Genomic DNA, 19,248 nt, shown 5'->3' on the forward strand with positions numbered 1-19,248 from the left:
GTCGTACGATGATCGAGTTGGGTCGAGTGCTCCGTGAGCGCCGCCACCGTCAGAACCGGTGAGCGGGATCGCTAACCGGTCAGGCGGAGAAGGCGCCGACGGAGCCGGCGAATGTCGGAATCATTCCGATTGTTGAAATAAACACGCGAGGCTCCTTTCGATTGTTGGCGTTCGCTCAGTATAGGGCGAGAGTTCGTTCGACGACAAGTACCAAGTTAGGTTCTATCCAACGCCGTGATGATCGCGTCGGCGAGCTCTTCGGGTTTCGTGAACTGGGGCCAATGCCCTGTCGGCAAGTCGATGAGTTCCAGATCGGCGAGTTGTGCGAGTTCCGCTGCGAAAGGTGCACCGTCGCGCATCCACTCCCGCACTTGGGCACTGGGAAACTCGCAGCAGATCACTGTCGCGGGCACGCTGAAGCGCGCCGGCGTGGAAAGCGACTGCGGGCTGCTAGCGACAAGCGCAGGCTGGGGAATCGCGATCTCTCGAAACCATTCGCGCAGTTCCTCGGTGAGATCGACGAGATCTTCGTCGTCGAAAACGCTCCAGTTGGGAAGAGGGATTTCACCTTCCACGATGGGCAGCTCGGCGTTGATGGGCATGCCATCGGGGAGCGGCACAGTGTCGACGTGCACGATTCTCGCGAGACACGTGGGCCGAGCATCCGCTACCGCGTGAGCGATAGGGCCACCGCCGCTGTGAGCCACGAGCGCGATTCGAGGGGTCGGTTGATCACCTTCGCTGCCATCTTCGCCCTCGTCGGTTTCGACGTGGGCGAGTCCATCAACGACCTCCACGACGGCGGCGATGTGGTCTGCCAGTGTGATGGTGGCGCGGTGGGTGTCTCGGCGCCGTAATCCAGGCAGGGTGAGCGGATGCGCCGTGTGGCCGGCATCCCGCAGCGCCCGCGTTACCGGAGCCCACGAATCGCCGTCGAGCCAGAAACCAGGAATGAGAATGACGTGCATGGAAGACCTAACGGTGGTAGTCGACGAGGGGCGAGCTGACAGCCAGACTGATCGAAAACGCGCCGAGATTCATAGTGACTCCTCATTGAGTAGACCGCCCATTATCCGCCCGCTGGCCCGCCAACTCAATGCTTGCGCGATTGGTGGGCCCACATCGTGTCCAGTCCGCGCAAGAATAGACACATGCCCGTTACCCCGACTGCTCCCCATATCGGCTACGCCGCCATGCTCGAGCGGTTTCATCCTCGCGAGGTGATGGGCTTCGCTCAGCACGCTGAAACTCAAGGGTTTCGTGGAGTGATGGCGGCCGATCACTATCAGCCGTGGGTGCCGCAACAGGGCCAAGCCTCGTTTGTGTGGAACGTGTTGAGCGGGCTCGGCGAGACCACGAGCGGCGATCTCGGCACGGGAGTCACGGCGCCAACCTTTCGCTGGCATCCTGCCATGGTCGCTCAAGCATCCGCCACACTCGCTGCAATGAATCCTGGTCGTCACTGGTTGGGGCTCGGCAGTGGGGAAGCGATCAACGAGCACATCGTCGGCCAGTACTGGCCAGAAGCTCCGGAACGTATCAACCGGATGTTCGAAGCGGTAGAAATCATCAAGAAGCTTTTTGCCTCGGGGCTTTCGCACAAAGACGTTCGCCACGACGGGCAGTTCTACCGGCTTGAATCGACGCGGCTCTGGACGATGCCCGAAGTTGCTCCCGAAATTCTGGTTGCCACTGCCGGCCCCGTTGCCGCCAAACGCGCGGGCAAAACGGTCGACGGGCTCATTACCGAAGCAGCGCCCCTCGACAAAATTGACCTGCTACTCACACGCTTCGCCGAGGGAGCGCGAGAGGCCGGGCGTGCGCGAGAAACCCAGAGCCGCGTGCTGCGGCTGCACTTGAGTTGGGCCGAAACCGATGAGCAGGCCATGAATAACGCGCTCACCGAATGGCCGAACGGTGGTCTCCGATTCGCTAAGAACGACATCCGCTCGCCCTTTGAGCTCGAACAACTCGCGCGCATGGTGCGACCAGAAGATTTTGAGGGGCGGATGCCCGTCAGCGCCGACCCTGACGTGCATCGTGCCTACATCCAGAGCTACCTTGACGTCGGCTTCGACCGGATCTATGTGCACAACGTGGGGCGCAATCAGCGAGAATTCTTGGATGTGTTCGGTCGCGACGTTCTTCCCGCACTGCGCAAGTAGGAGCGCGCGCACTCCATGCCTCACACTAGAAGCGTGAGAATGAGCGCCTGGGCTGTGCCCGGCATCCCTGAAATCGTGTCCGGTGACGACCTCGTTGAAGTGATCGCGGCGGCACTCGTTGCCGACTCACACGATGCCAACTCTGGTGGGCTCGTGGACGGGGACATTATCTCTGTCACCTCCAAAATCGTGAGTAAAGCAGAGGGTCGCACGGTCGAAGCGGCGGATCGCGAACAAGCGATTACCGATGAAACTGTGCGCGTAGTTGCGTCTCGGGAGCACCCCAACGGCGTCACTCGGATCGTCGAAAACCGCCTGGGTCTTGTGATGGCGGCGGCAGGAGTTGACTCCAGCAATACCCCAGAGGGCGTTGTGCTTCTGCTGCCCCTCGACCCCGATGCGACAGCGCGCGCGCTCTGTGCGGGGCTAAGACAACGATTCGGCGTCACGCTCGGTCTCATCATCACGGACACCGTCGGTAGGCCGTGGCGTAAGGGGCAGGCCGATATTGCGATTGGTGCTGCGGGCATCCACGTTCTCGATGATCTTCGCGGTACCGCTGACGCCTCTGGTCGCCCGCTCGCGGTGAGTGTGACTGCGCTCGCGGATGAAGTGGCGGCGGCTACTGACCTCGTCAAGGGCAAGGCTGGCGGGTTGCCGGTTGCGGTGCTTCGCGGCCTTGGTCGCCACGTTAGCGATGTTGAGGCGCCCGGTGCTCGCTCTCTCGTGCGCAGCGGGCCCGAGGATATGTTCAGTCTGGGCACGAAAGAAGCATGGATGGCGGGCTTCGATGAAGCTCACGATGAGAGTGCCCTCAAAGGGGAATAATGCTCGACTGTCGGTGAAATTGCCTCTACGATAATCGGATGGGGATCCTCATTTCGCTGGCGTATTTTGCGTTGCTCATCTCAGTGCTTATCGATGTCATTCTGATCGATGAGTCACGAATCAAGAATCTCGGCAAAGTCACGTGGATCTTCATCGTGATCATCATGCCCTTCATCGGCAGCATCCTGTGGTTTGCGGTGGGGCGCGAGTACGACTCTTCGAGCACCAATTTTGGTTCCTTTGGTGCGCCTGAGAGGCAGGCGGCCGCATTTTCTAACACCACCAGTACGACCGAAGCGGAGATCGCGAAGCTCGACGCCGAGATTGAGTATTTTCAGGGGCAAGAAAAGATCCGTGCCCTCGAAGAGGAACTTCGCAAACGTAAGCAATTGCCGTAGCGGCAGACGGGTGTAAGACTCAATTCATGGATGTCCCTAGCTCCGGGTCGCTGCCCGACAACGTGTTCCACGCCCGCTGCGATGCCATTATTCGCAGTGTCTCGACGGTAATTGACGGCAAAACCGACGCGGTGCGCTTAGCCCTGACGGTGCTGCTGGCTGAGGGGCACCTCCTGATCGAAGACGTTCCCGGGGTCGGTAAGACGATGCTCGCACGGGCGCTGGCACGCACCGTGGACAGTACTGTTTCGCGGGTGCAGTTCACTCCTGACCTGCTGCCTGCCGATATCACTGGCGTGTCGGTGTACAACCAGAACACTCGAGAATTCGAGTTCAAAAAGGGTCCCGTTTTCGCCAATATCCTCATTGGTGATGAGATCAACCGGGCTAGTCCCAAGACTCAATCAGCGTTGCTCGAGTGCATGGCAGAGTCCAGCGTCACCGTCGACGGCAACACGTACCGGCTTGAGTCACCCTTCATCGTGGTTGCGACGCAGAACCCTATCGAGATGGAGGGCACCTATCCGCTGCCCGAAGCTCAGCGCGACCGCTTCATGGCTCGCATCTCTATGGGATATCCGGATGCCGCGGCAGAACTTGAGATGCTGCGCTCTCGTGAACTTACGAGCCCCCTCGATGCCCTAATCCCCGTCGTTTCGGTTGAGCAGCTGCGTGAACTTATTGCTACCGTGCGACGCGTGTTTGTGAGCACAGCGGTTGAGGAATATGCCGTGGCCATCGCGCAGGCGACTCGTCGAGATCCCGAAGTGCGGTTGGGCGCAAGTCCGCGGGCCACGCTTCACTTGGTTCGGGCGGCAAAGGCGCGGGCGGCGATCGATGGACGTGACTTTGTCTTGCCTGATGACATTGATGCGCTTGCCGTGACGGTGCTCGCGCACCGCATGATGCCAGCGCGACATTCGGCACAGGCATCCACTGTTTTGACGGGTCGCTCTATTGCGGACGTGATTGAGCGGATTGTCGCGGAAACCCCGGTTCCCGTCAGCTCAGTGTCGGCTTAGCGAGCCGTCATGCCTCGCTTGCGTCCCCTGAGAAATCTCTACGTCGCGCTGAGGGTCGTGCGGCTCACTCGCCGTGGTCGTACTTTCGCCGCGCTGGGAATTCTCGCGATTCTGGGGGGCTATGCGCTCAGTATGCCCATTTTGTTATATGCCGGATGCTTCGCTCTCGCGTTGCCGCTCATGGCGGCTGTGTTCGTGCGTTCGAGAGATTCTGCGCTGTCGGTGACTCGGCGGTTCGCCTTCCCCGTTGTGGAGGCAGGAACCACGAGTCGTGTCACGCTGCGAGTCGATAACAACGCACGCACCGCTCTTCGCGGAGTGCACTGGGCAGATGGGTTGCCGTGGCATCCTTGGGGCACAGCGAGCGGCTGGTTGCCTCCGCTTTCGGCTCGACTGGGAGGCCTAGCCCAGCGCAATGCAGCCCAACTCACCTATTCGCTTACTCCGCAGGACCGCGGGATTTTTGAGATTGGTCCGCTCGCATTGCAGAGCGGCGACCCGCTCTCGCTTGCTCTCGGCTCGTGGAGTGTCGGTGGCGTCACGGAATTGACAGTTACTCCGCGTGTTGTTGCGCTGTCCCAGTCTGCCCTTCTTGCGCAAGCGGGCGATGGTGAGGCGCGCGTTCTGCAGCGTCGTTCTGCCGGAGATGATGACGACGCTATGACCCGCGAGTATCGCCGTGGGGATGCCATGAGGCGAGTGCACTGGCGAGCATCCGCCCGACACGGCAGCCTCATGGTGCGGCAAGAGGAACAGCACAGCTACCCCGAAGCTCGCATCATTGTTGACACGAGGCTGGCGGGGTATCCGGATGCCAGCCGCTTGGATTCTTCTCGCTTGCCAACTGGCGTCGTTGCGGCTGCCGCGCGCAGCCCCCGCTTCGAGTGGGCTGTCAGTATGCTCGCCTCCGCCGCCGTTCAGTTGAAGCGCGAAGGCTTCCTTGTGGAGATCATCGAGACGGGGCCCTCGCAGTTGGCGGAGGCGTCGATTGTGCATCGCCGTGCCGCAGACGAGCAAGAGTTTCTCACTCGCCTTGCGACGTTTGGCCCCGTCGATAGCGCGCCGGGGTGGTGGGGCGAGCCCGTTCCGAGTACAAGTGCGGGTGGTTCTGTCGTGGCGCTCGTGGCCCATCCGGAGGCCGAGACTGTGTCGTACTTGCGTCGGCAGGCACTTCCCGGAGTTTTTGCGGTGGCATTCGTCGTGGAGTCCTCGTCGAGCTTTGGAGATTTTACGCGCACAGGGGATCCTTCTCGACCGTCTGTCGGCGAAGAGTTGCGCGCGGACGGCTGGATCGTTATTTCCGTGCAGGCTTTCGACGATGTCGGCGACGCGTGGAAGCTTTTTGTTGCGGAATCAAGGACGCACCGTGACAACAACTGAAGCGAGCCGAGCGCGCAGCGTGCGCACTCACGAACAGCGTGTGCGGGTCTGGTCGCTGAGCGGCACTCTAGCTCTCGCGTTGGGCGTCGCTGCCAGCAGCCTGGGAGAAGTTCTCACCGAGGGCGCGTGGTGGTTCCCTTACATCGCTGTGGTGGCTGTGGTGCTTGCGGTTTCGGCGCTGGCTCACACCTTAATTTCGAGAGCCTGGATTGGTTCTCTTATTGGCGCGGGTGCTGGCGTTGCAGCGCTCACTCTCTTCTTTGGGGCGAGCACCGCCATTGTGGGCATCGTGCCCACTGGAGATACTTTCGGCCGTTTTGCGTTTCTTGTCACGCAGGGGCAGAGATCCATGGAGTCTCAGCGTTTTCCGGCGGATGCCGACTCCGGCATCGTGTTCCTCATCTGCCTGGGAGCGCTAGGGCTCTCGATCGTGATGGATGCTATTGCGTTCGTGTTGCGCAAGCCGGCGTTCACGGCCTTGCCTCTGCTCATTCTGCTTGCGGTTCCTGCTTTTGTGCGCAGCGAACTGCACGATGCTCTGAGCTTCGCGGTGACTGCCCTTGCCTACGTTGGCATTCTTCTCGTGGCGGGGGAGCGAACGACGGCGCGCGCCGCCGGGCCGGTCGTGGCGAGCGCTTTAGCCTTGGCTCTCATCGTTCCCGTGGTGCTTCCGAGCGTTGACCCAACCGAGGAGACGCTCAACAGGCCGGGAATCATTTCTACCGGCGTTAACCCGATCCTGAACCTGAGCAGCGATCTTCGTCGTGGTTCTCCGTTGCTCGCCCTTACGTACACGACTGAACAGGGGGATGAGTACCTTCGGGTTGCTGCTCTTGATGAATTCAGCGATGAAACGTGGAGCCAGTCGGAGCGTGACATCGACGACAACAACACTGTTGACGCGTTTGGGCCAGCTCCGGGGCTATCTGACGAGGTTCCCCGCACCGAGAAGGTCATGCAGATTCAGATTCAGCGCTTGCGGGGAAAGCTGCTGCCCATTCCCTATGCGGCCACGAGCATCTCCGATCTCGGCCGTGGTTGGGCGTGGGACCCCGAAGGCTTGACAGTGTCGAGTTCATTCGCGAATACGATGGACCAGAATTACGAAGTCTCGTACATCACAGCTGCCCCGACGATTGACCAGTTAGAAGCCGCCCCGACAGATCTGCCGGAGGGGTTTGAGAAGTATCTTGCGCTTCCCGAGTCTCTGCCGAGTGCGGTGGTTGAGACCGCGCAGCAAGTGGCCGGGGCCGCACCAACGCGATTCGATCAGGCGCTCGCGCTTCAGTCGTTCTTTCGCAATGGCGATTTTGTGTACTCGGAAGACGCACCGGTGGCCGAAGACTATGACGGCTCTGGGGCCGAGGTGCTCGGTGAGTTCCTCTCGGCCAAGAGCGGATATTGCGTGCATTTCGCTTCGGCTATGGCGGCGATGGCGCGCAGCCTCGACATCCCCTCCCGTGTTGTCGTTGGCTTCACGCCCGGGCAGCGTCAGTCTAATTCTGAGGCAGACCCTGAGACTGATGGCGAGCGCTACACCGTCACGACAGACAACTTGCACGCCTGGCCGGAGCTTTATTTTCCGAGCATCGGATGGGTTCGTTTCGAACCAACAACCTCGGTGGGCAGCGCTCCCCGCTTTGCGCAGAGTGTGAATGATGACCCCAGTACTCCCGACGTTGATGAGTCCCAGCCCGAACCGAGCCCGACTCCCACCTCCACGTCAACGCCGGCCGCTCGCCCTGAGGTGCCGCGTGATGATATCCCCGGGGCACCTATCCCTGGTCAGTCGGAGGTCTCGCCGTGGTGGTTGCTGCTCCTCACGATTCCATTCGTGTTGGCGATTCCCGCGCTTGTGCGCAGCATCCGCCGAGCTATTCGTATGAGGGCAGTTGCGCGCGGCGACGTCGCTAGCGCGTGGCGAGAGCTCTGTGACAGCGCCGCCGACCTAGGAATTCCGGTCTCGAAGACTGGGACGCCACGTCAGCAGTACGAAGAGCTGGCCGCTCACGTCGGTATCGCGCCATTGCACCCAAAGCCAGCGGGGCGTGGCCGGGGGTCGGCATCGTCGTCGCTTGCGGTAGTGCTTACCGCGGTTGAGGCATCGGCGTTTAGCCCGCGAAAGCAGACGGTGCGCCGCGAAGCCGTGTCGAACGCGCTGGCGTCATTGCGAGCATCCGTGGGGTGGCGGGCCAGGATCGTTGCGGCGCTCGCTCCTCGCAGCGTATTCGACCGCTAGCGCAACGAGCCGACGCAGGCAGCGAGTGCCGACTACGGAAGTGGGTGCCGCCGTTAGGCGGGGCTAAACCCGATGACGGGCTTGCCGGTGATTGGATTGCGCAGAATGGATGCCGTGACCCCATAAACATCGGCAATGAGTTCTTCTGTCAGCACGCTCTCGGTCGCGCCGGCGGCGACGACTGTGCCGTGGGAAAGCACGATCACGTGGTCGCAGTAGCTTGCTGCGAGTGAGAGGTCATGCAGGGCGGCCAGCACGGTCACGCCGGTGTCGCGCAGGCTCGACAGTAGTTCGAGCACGGCTAGTTGTGCCGCAATATCGAGGTGGTTGGTTGGTTCGTCGAGGGTGAGCAGCTGTGGCTGTTGGGCGAGGGCGCGCGCGAGCATGACACGTTGTTTTTCGCCCCCGGAGAGGCTCTGAAATTCGCGCTCGCGGAAGGTCGTCATCTCTACGGTCTCAAGACTGGCGGTGACGATCGCTGCGGATTCGGGGGAGTCGGCCTCCCACAGTGAGTGGTGCGGCAGCCGGCCAAGCGCGACGACCATTCCGACGGTGAGGGCGCTGTCGGTGGTGGCGTCTTGCTCGACGAACGCGGCGAGGCGGGCGCGTTGGCGGCGCGGCATCCCGAGCAGGTCGTGGCCGCCGAACGTGACGCTGCCGGAGGCGGGAGCCTGCACGGCGGTGAGGGCGCGCAGTAGCGTAGATTTTCCGGCACCGTTTGGCCCGACGAGCGCGCTGAGCGAGCCGCGCGCGACAGTGCAGTCGACGTTGTCGATGAGCAGGGTGCCATCGGTCGTGACGTGGATGCGTTCGGCGGCAAGGCCGGAGTTGTCGCTCATGTGGAGCTCTTTCGCCTGGTGAGCAGAAACGCGAAGATGGGGGCGCCGATCATGGCGGTGACGATGCCGACGGGGATTTCGCGGGGGTCAAAGAGGGTGCGAGCGAGTGTGTCGGCCCAGACGAGAAAGACGGCACCGAGGAGGGCGCTGAGGGGCAGCAGCGCGCGATGGCCGGGCCCGACGAGCAAGCGCACGGCATGCGGCAGAATCAGCCCCACAAAGCCGATCGAGCCGCTGACCGAGACCATTGCTCCGGTGACGAGAGCGGATGCCGCAAGCAGCCCCCAGCGAGTGGCGCTGACATTCACCCCGAGCGACGCTGCCTGCACGTCGCCGAAGGCAAAGGAGTCGAGCAGGCGTCCCGTCAGCATCACGGGGATACCGATCACGATGATGGCGACCATGGTGATGCCGACCGCGGGCCAGCGTGCTCCGCTCAGTGAACCGAGCAGCCACGAGAGCACTTCGCGGTAGGAATCGCCCGTGACGCTCCAGAAGATAACAAAGCTCGTGATGGCTGAAGCGAGAGCAGAGACGGCGATGCCAGCCAATACTGTGCGGGAGGGCGTGATCGCACCGAGCGACCCGGCGAGCAGGAGTGTGAGCGTGAGTGCGAGCAGTGCGCCGATGAATGCGGCGAGCGGCAGCAGCACGGCAGCGCCCAAGAGCAGCACCGAGACGGCACCGAGAGCAGCACCGGATGACAGCCCGAGCAGGTAGGGGTCGGCGAGGGGGTTACGCGTAATCGCCTGCATCACGGCCCCGCTCAATGCGAGCCCCGCACCGACTGCCGCTGCTGTCAGCACGCGAGGCAACCGCAGTTGCCACACGATGCCATCTCGAAGCTCGCTGAGCGGGCTCACCCCGATTCCGAGATGACTCGCGATCGACCGCCACACCTCATCAAACCGGATGTCGGCAGGGCCGATCGTCACCGCCACCGTGATCGACACCAGCAGTGCGATCGCGAGGGCGGAGCCGAGAGCGAGCGGAGAAACTCTAGCCATCAAGCTCCGCAATCTGAGCCGAGAGGCTCTCGGCCGCTTCAACGCTGCGCACGCCAGCCTCGCTCGCCGCGAACGGCACCACGAGGTAACGGCCGGCCTTCACAGCACTGAGGTTAGCGGTTGCGGGGTTCGCCTCGAGTACACCGATTTTCTTGTCGGCGGAGTTCCAGGCGGCATCCACGAGCACGATGAAGTCGGGGTCGGCGTCAACCACGGCTTCCCAGTTGTAGGGCGCCCACGTCGATTTCACATCGGCGGCGATGTTGGTGAGGCCTACTGTGTCGAGCAGCAGTTGGGGAGCTCCGATTCCGGCGCCGACGTAGGGGGTGTCTGAGCCCGAAGAGAACCACAGGGCAGTGCGGGAGTCGCCGTTGGCATCGATCGCCGCCAATTGAGCTTGCTGTTCGCTGACGAGGGGTGCGGCATCCACGCGGAAGATGGAGGCAACGGTCTCGATGTCGCTGAATACGTCGTCAAAGCTGAGCTGTTCTGGCTGCTCTGCGCTCTGGCAGGCTGAGGGGGCGACGAAGGTGTTGATGCCGAGGGCGGTGAGGTCGGCGCGCTCGCCGGCTCCATCCGCGCTGAAGGTTGACTCCCAGCCGGCGAAGACGAGGTCGGGTTCGAGGTCGAGCACGGCTTCTTCGCTCGGCACGCGTTCGGCGATCGACGTGAGACCGGCGGCATCGGATGCCCACTGCTCGGGCACGGGACCGTCCTGAAAAGCGGTACCGATAATGCGGTCGCCCAGACCGAGCGCCAACAGCATCTCGGTTGTCGACGACTTGATCGTGATGACGCGCTCGGGGGCGGTGTCAAAGGTCACCTCGAAGCCGCAATTGCTGAGGTCAACGCTCTGCGCTGCAGCATCGGGGGATGGAGTCGTCTCGGGTGCCGCGCTGGCACAGCCGCTGAGAGCAAGAGCTGACACTGCCAGCAGCGCAGCACTACGAATTGCGGTGCCGCGACGGAAAGGGGAGCGGGAAAGAACAGACATGAGGCCTCTCGAGAAACGATGAAATGGGCGCTCGAACGCGCCACGCACAATAAAGACAGTTTCAAGAAGACCGGCAGCCCCATCCTGGGCAAACCAACCACGCCATACCAAGCGCACGGGTCTGTTGCACCAGTCTAGAGAAACGCGGATGCTCGTGCGTACACCGACCCACACAGCCGTCGTCGCTCATCCGTGGGTCAAGAGACTGAGCGATCGCTGACCGGGGGCGACAGCGAGGGCCTCGCGGGGGTAGAATTGTCGATCGTGTCTAGAATCAGCGAGAACCCGTACGCCGTGATGGTGCGCGATCTCATTCACCGTCCCGGTGAGATGAGAGAGCACTCCATCGATGTCGTCGTACCCGAAGCCTTTGGCAATGCCGTTATCGCGGTACCGGAGGGTTCTGAACTGGCGATCGACGGCCGTTTTGAGTCACTGCACGATGGCGTTTTGGTTGATGCTGTGATCTCTGGTTCGGCGAAGGCTGAGTGCGTTCGTTGCCTCATTGATGTCACGATGCCTGTCCGGGTCGAGTTTCAAGAACTTTTCGCGTATTCTGAGGACGAAGCTTTTGACTACACGGTTATCGATGAGCATGTCGATCTAGAACCTGTAGTGCGGGATTCGGTAGTGTTGTCACTTCCATTCCAGCCGGTCTGTCAGAAAGATTGTCTCGGCCTGTGCCCTGAGTGTGGGGTTCGGTTGCTTGATAATCCAGGACACGAACACGAAGCGCCCATCGATGCTCGCTGGGCAGCGTTGGCCGGACTCCAAGATTTCACGCAAGACTCGCATGATCACAACGTGACCGATGCGGATGATTCACCTGAGACCCAAGAAGAAAAGAGTTAGTCATGGCAGTACCCAAGCGCAAGATGTCGCGGGCAAGCACCCGCATGCGCCGCGCCCAGTGGAAGGCAACGCCTACCGCTCTCGTCAAGACCATTGAGAACGGCAAGACCGTTTACAGCCTCCCGCACCGCGCCAAGGTAGTCGAAGACTCCGCCGGCACCCCCCTGTACATGGAGTACAAGGGCCGCAAGGTCGCTGACGTATAACTAGTCTCCCCATACTCGAGTCAAATAGCGATGACGGGCTCCAGCTCACCTGCTGAGCTCTCCGCTGTGCTCGGGGTCACTATTGACCCCGAGTTGCTCACGCTTGCGTTGACCCACCGCTCTTTCGCGTACGAAAACGGCGGCATCGCGCACAATGAGCGACTCGAATTTCTTGGTGACTCAATACTTGGCCAAGCAGTAACGGTCAAGCTGTATCGCGATAACCCGGAGCTTGACGAGGGAGACCTTGCCAAGCGTCGGGCTAGTCTCGTTTCTTCTGTAGCTCTTGCCGAAATCGCGCGCCTCATTGGTCTTGGTGCGTACATTCGGCTCGGCAAGGGTGAAGAGCAGACGGGCGGCCGCGAAAAGCCGTCCATTTTGGCAGACACCGTTGAGGCAATCATTGGTGCCGCCTATCTCGACCTCGGCGGGGACGAAGCCACTGCGCTCGTCCTCCGCCTCGTCGCCCCGTTGCTGGCCGATCCGGCGCGGTTCGGTGCAGCGATGGATCCTAAGACGAGCCTTCAAGAGCTCGCCGCCCAGCTCGGGCGTGGGGCTCCCGACTATCGCATCGAAGATAGCGGCCCCGATCACTCCAAGCGTTTTCACGCGAGCGTCTGTCTCGACGATGAAGTAATCGCCACGGGCACTGGCTCAAGCAAGAAGCAGGCCGAGATGGCTGCGGCGCTCGAAGCCTGGACGATCCTCCAAGCTGCAGCAAAGTAACCGGCGTGCCCGAACTTCCCGAGGTTGAGGTTGTGCGCGCAGGGCTTGAACCGGCGGTCACCGGCGCGGCTGCGGCATCGGTCACCGTCTTCGACGAGCGCTCATTGCGTCGCCATGAGGGGCCGAGTGAAGACTTCATCGACCGTCTGACCGGTCGCACATTCCTGACGCCTCAGCGCCGGGGCAAGTTCATGTGGCTGCCTCTCGCCGACAGTGCCCACGCAGACAGTGCTGACACTCACGGCGAAGCCCTCGTCACGCATCTCGGGATGAGCGGGCAAGTGCTTTTGCGCGATCGGAGCACGGATGATCGGCTCACGCGCATCCGCATCGAACTTGATCATCCTGACCACGGCGCACTGCGCCTCAACTTTGTCGACCAGCGTATTTTCGGCTCGATGGCGATCGACAGCATGCTGCCCACCGTTGATCAGCCCGCGTTCGCGGTGCCGAGCCAAGTGGCGCACATCGCGCGTGACCCGCTCGACCCCTTCTTCGACGACGCCAAGTTTTTGCGATCGCTGAAGGCCAAGCGCACCACGGTGAAGCGGGCGCTGCTCGATCAGACGCTGATCAGCGGCATCGGCAACATCTACGCCGACGAAGCGCTCTGGGCCGCGCGCGTGCACTACAACCAGCCCACCGAGACCCTCAGCCGCGCGAAAGCGGTGCAGTTGCTCGCGGAAGTGCGGGCCGTGTTCTCTAAGGCTTTAGCCGAGGGTGGCACGAGTTTCGACACGCAGTACCTCAACGTGAACGGCGAATCTGGCTACTTCGCGCACTCACTCAACGTCTACGGCCAGCAAGGTCGGGCGTGCCCGCGCTGCGGTCGCGAGGTCGTGCGTGAGAACTTTATGAACCGCGGCTCACACTTCTGTAAGTTCTGCCAGCGTCTGCGGTGACTGCCTGTCTTATTCTGAAGGCTCAATCGCCACTTTAGATGTGTTGTTCCTCGGCGAGGCTCGCACGATTACTGTCACTCCGGGGATCTAGGCCGAGGCGGATTCAAGGTGCCCTTGTTACCATCATCGTGTGGATACAACGCAAAACGTCTTGCTTACGGCGGAGGAGGCCGACGCGTTACGGTCCCGTATGCGGGACCTCCAAGCTGCCGTGTCGAGGTACTACGCCGCCACCAGCAAGCAGGGCAATTTTGAGTCCGAACTTCGTGCTTTCATTACACACACGCAAGCGATCAATGATCTTCTAACGGAAGCAATAGCCAATAGGACGTCCTTTAAAATTGCTCTTGAGTCACAAGGAGAGGACGCGAAGAAACTTCTAGACGCTATCAAGTACATCCGTAATATTGATCAGCACCTGCTTTATTCCGTCACACCTGATTCCGAGAACGTGCGTATCGTCGGAGGGTCATTTGGATTTCGCTTTTTCCCCGTCTGGAAGTCGATCCCACTTGCCGTGCACGATCGGCTGCGCTCTAGCACTCGGAAACTGCAGCCTGCTTTTAACGACCGTCTCGTGGGGCGGGAAATTTCCGGATCAATGATGGAGGTGCTTCGCCTTTTGGGCGCGCTGATTCCTGAAGCGGTGCATCGTGACGGCAATAACGAGTGGTCGGGATTTCCGTTAATGTCTCAACCCGGTATGGGCTACCCGCTGCATCCGAACGAACCACTTGATCATTCTCAAGTAATGGATTGGCTTTCTAAGCGAATACCGAACGGAGACCTTCGCGTTGCCATGGGTCTCCGCATTCATCAAGGCGTGAAGTACTTGTACGGCAACACATGGGTCAAGAACTATTCATTCACGCCATTTATGGAAACAATCGAGCAAGTGCAAGCGGATATCTCTGCTGGCTTCACGTATCTAGTTTGCGAAGATATGCACACGCTGAAGTCAGTTAGTGATGAGTTTGCCGATGCCTTGCAAGGTGGGGTTCTCCGCTCTATCGTCGACGTCGCCGAACAGGGGCCACCGGTGACTGAGCTTCATCTCACCGAAGAATGGATCACTCCCGGGTCGGAAGTGTTTTGGGACGACGTAAATATCGAGGTTCACAAGAACTTGCCCGAAAGCTGGCTCTTCGAGGTTCGACGCGCACGTCGCCTGAACGCGCTCGTGCCGCCGTCGTTCATTTCTGCCTGATCGAGCACGCCGCCACTCAGGTTTTGGTGCAGGGAGCGGCTCGTCGAAATCTTCTCTGGCGCGTACTGTCCGGTAGGAGATCCTAGGGCGGTAGATTCGTTGCATGGCAAGTGATCATGTCTTCATCTCATATATCAGCGAGGACGCTGAGCAGATCGATGAGTTGCAAGGGGCTCTGGAAGCTGCTGATTTCATTGTATGGAGGGACAAGGATAAGCTCTGGCCGGGCGATGACTGGCAAAGCGAAATCCGCAATGCGATCCGGAGCGGCTCGTTTGTTTTTCTAGCTTGTTTTTCTTCAAACCTCGCCAAGAGGGAAAAATCGTACCAATTTGAGGAGCTCACGCTCGCTGCGGAAGAGTATCGCTTGAGACCACCGGGTGCGTCATGGCTTATGACTGCTCGATTGGACGAATGTGAGATACCCGAGATTGATCTCGGGACTGGACGCACTTTGGGGAGATCAATTCACAGAGCAGATTTGTTCGGAACCTCAAAGAGTGCTCAGCTCAGTCGGCTCGTTGTCGCAATTCAGCGATCCATCGGGTCCTCGCCTGGTATTCCGCCTGCGTCGGTGTCTGCCGTTGCTTCAGAAGCCGCCGAAGCAAAGAGTGACGTCGTGGAAACGCTCAGGAATCTCCTTCGGAATCCATCACTGGTAATGGACTACGACGACTACCTGTCTGATCTGCGTGAACCAATTCGTGACGCCCTTAAAGATCGGAATCGATTCCCGCTGTCCGTGCCGCAAGGAACAAAAATGGACAAGGTTTTTGCGCGAGAATGGGTCAACCGTGTCAGGCGCTACGATGATCTGCTTGCTCCGGCGCTAGTGCCACTGAAGCTGATAGCAATGTACGGAACACAGTCTCATGAACAAGAATTGGCGCAGACGATAAGGATCCTCGCCCAAGAATCGAAACAAGATGCTGGAACCGATATCCTTCGGTCTGTTAGTGAGTACCCGGCAATTCTCGCGACCTACGCCGTTGCACTCGGCGCCCTCGCAAAGCAAAACTACTCGATGCTGCGAGCCGCAACCGTTGACGTCCGAACTGTGATGAGTCGTGGCCAGTCAATCCCGTTCATTCTCGACTCCGGAAGTCAAAGCGTGATCGGCATCGACCGTTGGCGTGCACTTGGCACTTTGCTGTGCCTTGAGGACGATAAGAAAGCACCCGATGACGAAGCGGCCGAGAAGCTCTTGGCCGCTAGTGGCGGGCATAGACTTACGCCTATCTCGGATCATCTGTTTACAGTGCTCGCGCCCCTGAATCACCAGCAGTTCGCGGGAGACTCCGAGTACGCAGAAGCTTTTGACAGGGTCGAGGTTTTCCTTGATGCGATTTCTGAAGACGCGCGTGCTCAATCGGGTGAATTTTACGGCCCGCACGGCGGCTACGGCCGCTACACTTGGCGCCACAGGCACAGTAGTCAGGGCCCTGAGACAACTATGCTCCAGGAAGCACGAGCACAAGGTCAGGGGTGGACGCCTTTGCTTGGCGGCCTGTTCGGCGGTGAGTCGGAGCGGGCTATTGCCGCACTTGAGTCCGTCGAGGAACTGGCAGGTCATGTTCGTTCTTCGCGGTGGTGATAAGCGCAGGCCCAGGCGTTTTAACGTTCAAAGGCTAGACAGACCCGCACCCGATATTCCGAAACGGAAAGCGTACGGACCTAGTTGAGGGGCGAATCCGCTCCCATAGGTATCTACTGAGGATTCGACCGGGCGCCCGCTTCACGATCGTGAGTATTCGAGGGAGCCCTAGATGCGTTTTCGCGCGGGATTGAGTTCCGCGCTCCCGGCGCTGCTGAGGTCTGGAATCTCTCCGCGATCAATTCGGGCCTAGCCGTGCCCCTCGGGCGCCCCAGCGCTGACGCCGAGGTCTTCAGTTCCAGATTTGGCAGATTTGCCGGCGCGGGCCAGAGCGATTGAGGGCTGTCAGATCGCTCCGAGATCTAGCTTGTGCACGACGAGCCTTCGAAAAGCAAAATGAACTCGATGCTAACCAAGGAGAAGGCAACCCCGCTGTTAACCAGATCCCAGGAACTCAGTGTGTAGCTCGCATTGTGTGTGCCTCCGGGGCCGCATTTGCTGCTTGGATTGGGTCATGAAACTATCGCCGTTCGAATCCGAGTATGCAGATTCAGCCCTGCCGACATTTGAGGGTGGCCCAGCCACACATGATGTGGCACGCACCAACGCGAACGCAGAGGCTCCATGGACACAGATGTCGGTCCTCTTGGGGACAACAGTGATCCAAGCTGTCCAGAGCTTCTACCTGGCAAAGCGGTCCAGACAGTACTTCCGTGATCTACCGGAGAACGACGATCGGGTCGGTCAGGCGATCGAGGGCATCAACAGCCGGTTGATGCGAATGGCGGTGCTTGACATCGCCGCGCTCAACGACGGCGGGCTGGGGCGCCACGATCCCGACAACAGTCGGACCGCGTCATTGCCCACAGCCCATCAACGAATGAAGCGGCATCTAACCGACGCCGACGCGTCCGCTGCCGACCTGGAGAACCTGAACAAGCTGCGCACTGACATTAACTCGGATCATTACTTACCGTTGAAGTATGTCCGCCACCTCCGCAACAAATGGGCAGGGCACCCTTCTTTGGACCGCCGTTTCGACTCTTGGGCGAGTGCCGACAAGACGCTTTCGATCGCTGCGGTAGAGGCAGCCTTAGCTCGGCTAGTCAACAATGCCCATGACACTGCACTGTTTGTCTCTACAGCCCCTGCTTTGCAAAGCTTTCGCCAGCCCCTGGCGGCAGCGAGGCCTGACGGATCGATACCTATGCAGGTTGAACTGAGCGAGGTAATAGTCTGGGCGGGACTCATGCGGGAGTACACCGGCAAGAATATCCGTGCCCTCCGTGCTCAGATCACAGGCGAGAGCATGCTCGAGCGTCTGGTTCATACGGAGGCCTACCGAGGTGAGCAGTACTAATACTGCGTAGGTCTGCGTTGTTGCGTGAATACGCTTCAGTCGTGTCATGGGCACCCGTGCAACGCTGTCAGCCCCGCTGCGTTGCCGCGTTGCGGGACTCCTTGGGTTATAAAACCTCGTGCTAATTCTGTTGCCTTCCGTAGCAGCCTCGCCGCGGATGGTCGTCTGCCGACCACATCACTCGCTTCCGCACCTTAGCGGTGCGCTTATGGGCCCGCCAGCGTTCGCCCGCTGACCGGCCCAATTTCGAACCCGCGGGCGTTCAGAACGGGAGTAACAAGTTGAGTTGAACTTTCCATTCCTCGCTGATCGCAACCGGAGTGCTACACCGAGTTGCCGTGGGACCGAACTACTTCCGCGCAATATCGACGAGGGTCGGCTTCTGCGCGGTCGCCTTTGAGCGATACCGGCAGTGGAATCCTCGAGGTTGGGCCGCTCGCATCTCTCTCGCACAGTAGCCAGATCCCTTTCCGCAGGGGATCCGAACGGGATAGCCTGAGCAGAGACCTGCGATAGTCGATCTCGTGACCGCGCCGTAGCGAGATCATTCATTGTGAGGAGTGACATGTCCGGCAAGCCAAAGCGGCACCATACAGTGCCGAAGTTCTATCTCGAGGGTTTCGCTGACGGAAAGATGCTCCACGCGGTCAATATTCAGGATGGCAGTGAGCACAACACCAACGTTGTGAACGCAACAGCGGAGTCGCACTTCTACAGGGTTCCGGATCATCCGACGGACCCTGATGCCTTCGAAGCTGCGCTCTCGGAGGCCGAGGGCGTTGCAGCTGGGATTCTGCGGTCGATTGCCGCGGGCGCCTGGCCTTTGAGCGCCAACAATCGTTTTGCGTTCGCGCAGTTCATGACGTTGCAGTTCCTCCGTGTGCAGAGTCACCGGCGACAGATGCACCACGCCATCGCCGCCATCCTGAGAGGGCTGGCGACTGATGAGCCAGCTGAGTTCGAACGTATCCTTGCACTTCCCGGCGCCCCGGAAGGTGTCGACTTCGCGAACGGAGAAGTGCCCCCGCTTGTCTCATCGGCTGTCCACATCCAGCAGATATCGACGTTGATTCCCGCACTCGTGGGGCACCTACTTGACCGTCCCTGGGGACTGGTCAGATTCGATCAGCCATCACTCATTACGTCCGACGAGCCGCTCACTCCTATTCCGAACCCACGCGAGAGTCATAACCTGGGTCTGGGACTCGAGAACTCTTGGGCGTTGCTCTTTCCATTGACGCGCGAAGTCGCGCTCGTAATGTTCCGGACTCCCATCCCTTCGCAGATGACGCCTGTGGATCAACAAATCGTCGAGGGCTACTTTGACTACAGCCGCGAGGGTGACCCAGCCTCACTTCAAGCATTCAACGCCAACACAGTGATGCACGCGCTCAGGTTCGTGTTCCACCATCCGTCCGACGCTCACCTAATGCCCTCGAACGCCATGGATCTCGCGAAGTTGGGTGGTCGAATCAACCTCGATGACTTTCGAGAAGACCTTCGAGCGGCACCGTGAGAAGCCGAAGCAA

General features: G+C 60.3%; 18 protein-coding genes. 14 read left to right on the forward strand and 4 right to left on the reverse strand.

All coding sequences use genetic code 11. The features are described from left to right. Positions 1-215: 215 nt before the first annotated feature. On the reverse strand, positions 216-968 hold the full coding sequence (locus AACZ26_RS05515) for an alpha/beta hydrolase (RefSeq protein ID WP_339619748.1): 753 nt from the start codon (positions 966-968) through the stop codon (positions 216-218). A 183-nt stretch (positions 969-1,151) separates the two neighbouring features. Here AACZ26_RS05515 and AACZ26_RS05520 point away from each other — a divergent pair, with 183 nt between their 5' ends. Genes AACZ26_RS05520 through AACZ26_RS05545 form a run of 6 tightly spaced genes read left to right on the forward strand, consistent with a single transcriptional unit; the run spans position 1,152 to position 8,032 of the window. Beyond that, complete coding sequence (locus AACZ26_RS05520; RefSeq protein ID WP_339619749.1) at positions 1,152-2,165, forward strand: TIGR03557 family F420-dependent LLM class oxidoreductase; 1,014 nt, start codon at positions 1,152-1,154, stop codon at positions 2,163-2,165. 39 nt (positions 2,166-2,204) lie between these two features. Then, entirely contained in the window at positions 2,205-2,993 is a 789-nt protein-coding gene (gene cofE, locus AACZ26_RS05525; RefSeq protein WP_339619750.1) for a coenzyme F420-0:L-glutamate ligase, read from the forward strand. Positions 2,994-3,031: 38 nt separating this feature from the next. After that, positions 3,032-3,391, forward strand: a complete 360-nt coding sequence (locus AACZ26_RS05530; protein ID WP_339619751.1) for a PLDc N-terminal domain-containing protein — start codon at positions 3,032-3,034, stop codon at positions 3,389-3,391. 26 nt (positions 3,392-3,417) lie between these two features. Continuing rightward, positions 3,418-4,413, forward strand: coding sequence for a MoxR family ATPase (locus tag AACZ26_RS05535; RefSeq protein ID WP_339619752.1), 996 nt, complete (start codon positions 3,418-3,420; stop codon positions 4,411-4,413). A 9-nt stretch (positions 4,414-4,422) separates the two neighbouring features. After that, positions 4,423-5,793, forward strand: coding sequence for a DUF58 domain-containing protein (locus tag AACZ26_RS05540; RefSeq protein WP_339619753.1), 1,371 nt, complete (start codon positions 4,423-4,425; stop codon positions 5,791-5,793). Beyond that, positions 5,780-8,032, forward strand: a complete 2,253-nt coding sequence (locus AACZ26_RS05545) for a DUF3488 and transglutaminase-like domain-containing protein (protein WP_339619754.1) — start codon at positions 5,780-5,782, stop codon at positions 8,030-8,032. The genes AACZ26_RS05540 and AACZ26_RS05545 overlap by 14 nt, the downstream gene beginning before the upstream one ends. Before the next feature lie 53 nt (positions 8,033-8,085). Here the strand turns inward: AACZ26_RS05545 and AACZ26_RS05550 are convergent, their stop codons facing one another. The 3 genes from AACZ26_RS05550 to AACZ26_RS05560 are packed head-to-tail and all read right to left on the reverse strand — an operon-like array spanning position 8,086 to position 10,872. Then, on the reverse strand, positions 8,086-8,871 hold the full coding sequence (locus AACZ26_RS05550; protein ID WP_339619756.1) for an ATP-binding cassette domain-containing protein: 786 nt from the start codon (positions 8,869-8,871) through the stop codon (positions 8,086-8,088). After that, positions 8,868-9,878, reverse strand: a complete 1,011-nt coding sequence (locus AACZ26_RS05555; RefSeq protein ID WP_339619757.1) for a putative F420-0 ABC transporter permease subunit — start codon at positions 9,876-9,878, stop codon at positions 8,868-8,870. The genes AACZ26_RS05550 and AACZ26_RS05555 overlap by 4 nt, the downstream gene beginning before the upstream one ends. Next, a complete protein-coding gene (locus AACZ26_RS05560; protein ID WP_339619759.1) occupies positions 9,871-10,872 on the reverse strand; it encodes a putative F420-0 ABC transporter substrate-binding protein in 1,002 nt (333 codons plus the stop codon). The genes AACZ26_RS05555 and AACZ26_RS05560 overlap by 8 nt, the downstream gene beginning before the upstream one ends. 264 nt (positions 10,873-11,136) lie before the next feature. Here AACZ26_RS05560 and AACZ26_RS05565 point away from each other — a divergent pair, with 264 nt between their 5' ends. The 8 genes from AACZ26_RS05565 to AACZ26_RS05600 all read left to right on the forward strand — a co-directional run bounded on the left by AACZ26_RS05565 (position 11,137) and on the right by AACZ26_RS05600 (position 19,235). Beyond that, positions 11,137-11,724: a YceD family protein gene (locus tag AACZ26_RS05565; RefSeq protein WP_339619760.1), complete on the forward strand. Its 588-nt coding sequence runs from the start codon at positions 11,137-11,139 to the stop codon at positions 11,722-11,724. Positions 11,725-11,726: 2 nt separating this feature from the next. Next, a complete protein-coding gene (rpmF, locus tag AACZ26_RS05570; protein WP_129071820.1) occupies positions 11,727-11,930 on the forward strand; it encodes a 50S ribosomal protein L32 in 204 nt (67 codons plus the stop codon). Between the two features lie 30 nt (positions 11,931-11,960). Further along, positions 11,961-12,656, forward strand: a complete 696-nt coding sequence (gene rnc / locus AACZ26_RS05575) for a ribonuclease III (protein WP_339619766.1) — start codon at positions 11,961-11,963, stop codon at positions 12,654-12,656. A 5-nt stretch (positions 12,657-12,661) separates the two neighbouring features. Beyond that, entirely contained in the window at positions 12,662-13,558 is an 897-nt protein-coding gene (gene mutM, locus AACZ26_RS05580) for a bifunctional DNA-formamidopyrimidine glycosylase/DNA-(apurinic or apyrimidinic site) lyase (protein ID WP_339619767.1), read from the forward strand. Positions 13,559-13,688: 130 nt separating this feature from the next. Beyond that, positions 13,689-14,765, forward strand: a complete 1,077-nt coding sequence (locus AACZ26_RS05585) for a hypothetical protein (RefSeq protein ID WP_339619768.1) — start codon at positions 13,689-13,691, stop codon at positions 14,763-14,765. 103 nt (positions 14,766-14,868) lie between these two features. Continuing rightward, the gene (locus tag AACZ26_RS05590; protein WP_339619771.1) at positions 14,869-16,359 is read left to right on the forward strand and encodes a toll/interleukin-1 receptor domain-containing protein; all 1,491 of its coding nucleotides are present in this window, start codon (positions 14,869-14,871) and stop codon (positions 16,357-16,359) included. Between the two features lie 514 nt (positions 16,360-16,873). Further along, positions 16,874-17,719, forward strand: a complete 846-nt coding sequence (locus AACZ26_RS05595; RefSeq protein ID WP_339619773.1) for a hypothetical protein — start codon at positions 16,874-16,876, stop codon at positions 17,717-17,719. Positions 17,720-18,284: 565 nt separating this feature from the next. Beyond that, the gene (locus AACZ26_RS05600; RefSeq protein WP_339619775.1) at positions 18,285-19,235 is read left to right on the forward strand and encodes a DUF4238 domain-containing protein; all 951 of its coding nucleotides are present in this window, start codon (positions 18,285-18,287) and stop codon (positions 19,233-19,235) included. Positions 19,236-19,248: the final 13 nt, after the last annotated feature.

This window comes from uncultured Salinibacterium sp., assembly GCF_963974405.1.
Taxonomy (GTDB): domain Bacteria; phylum Actinomycetota; class Actinomycetes; order Actinomycetales; family Microbacteriaceae; genus Rhodoglobus.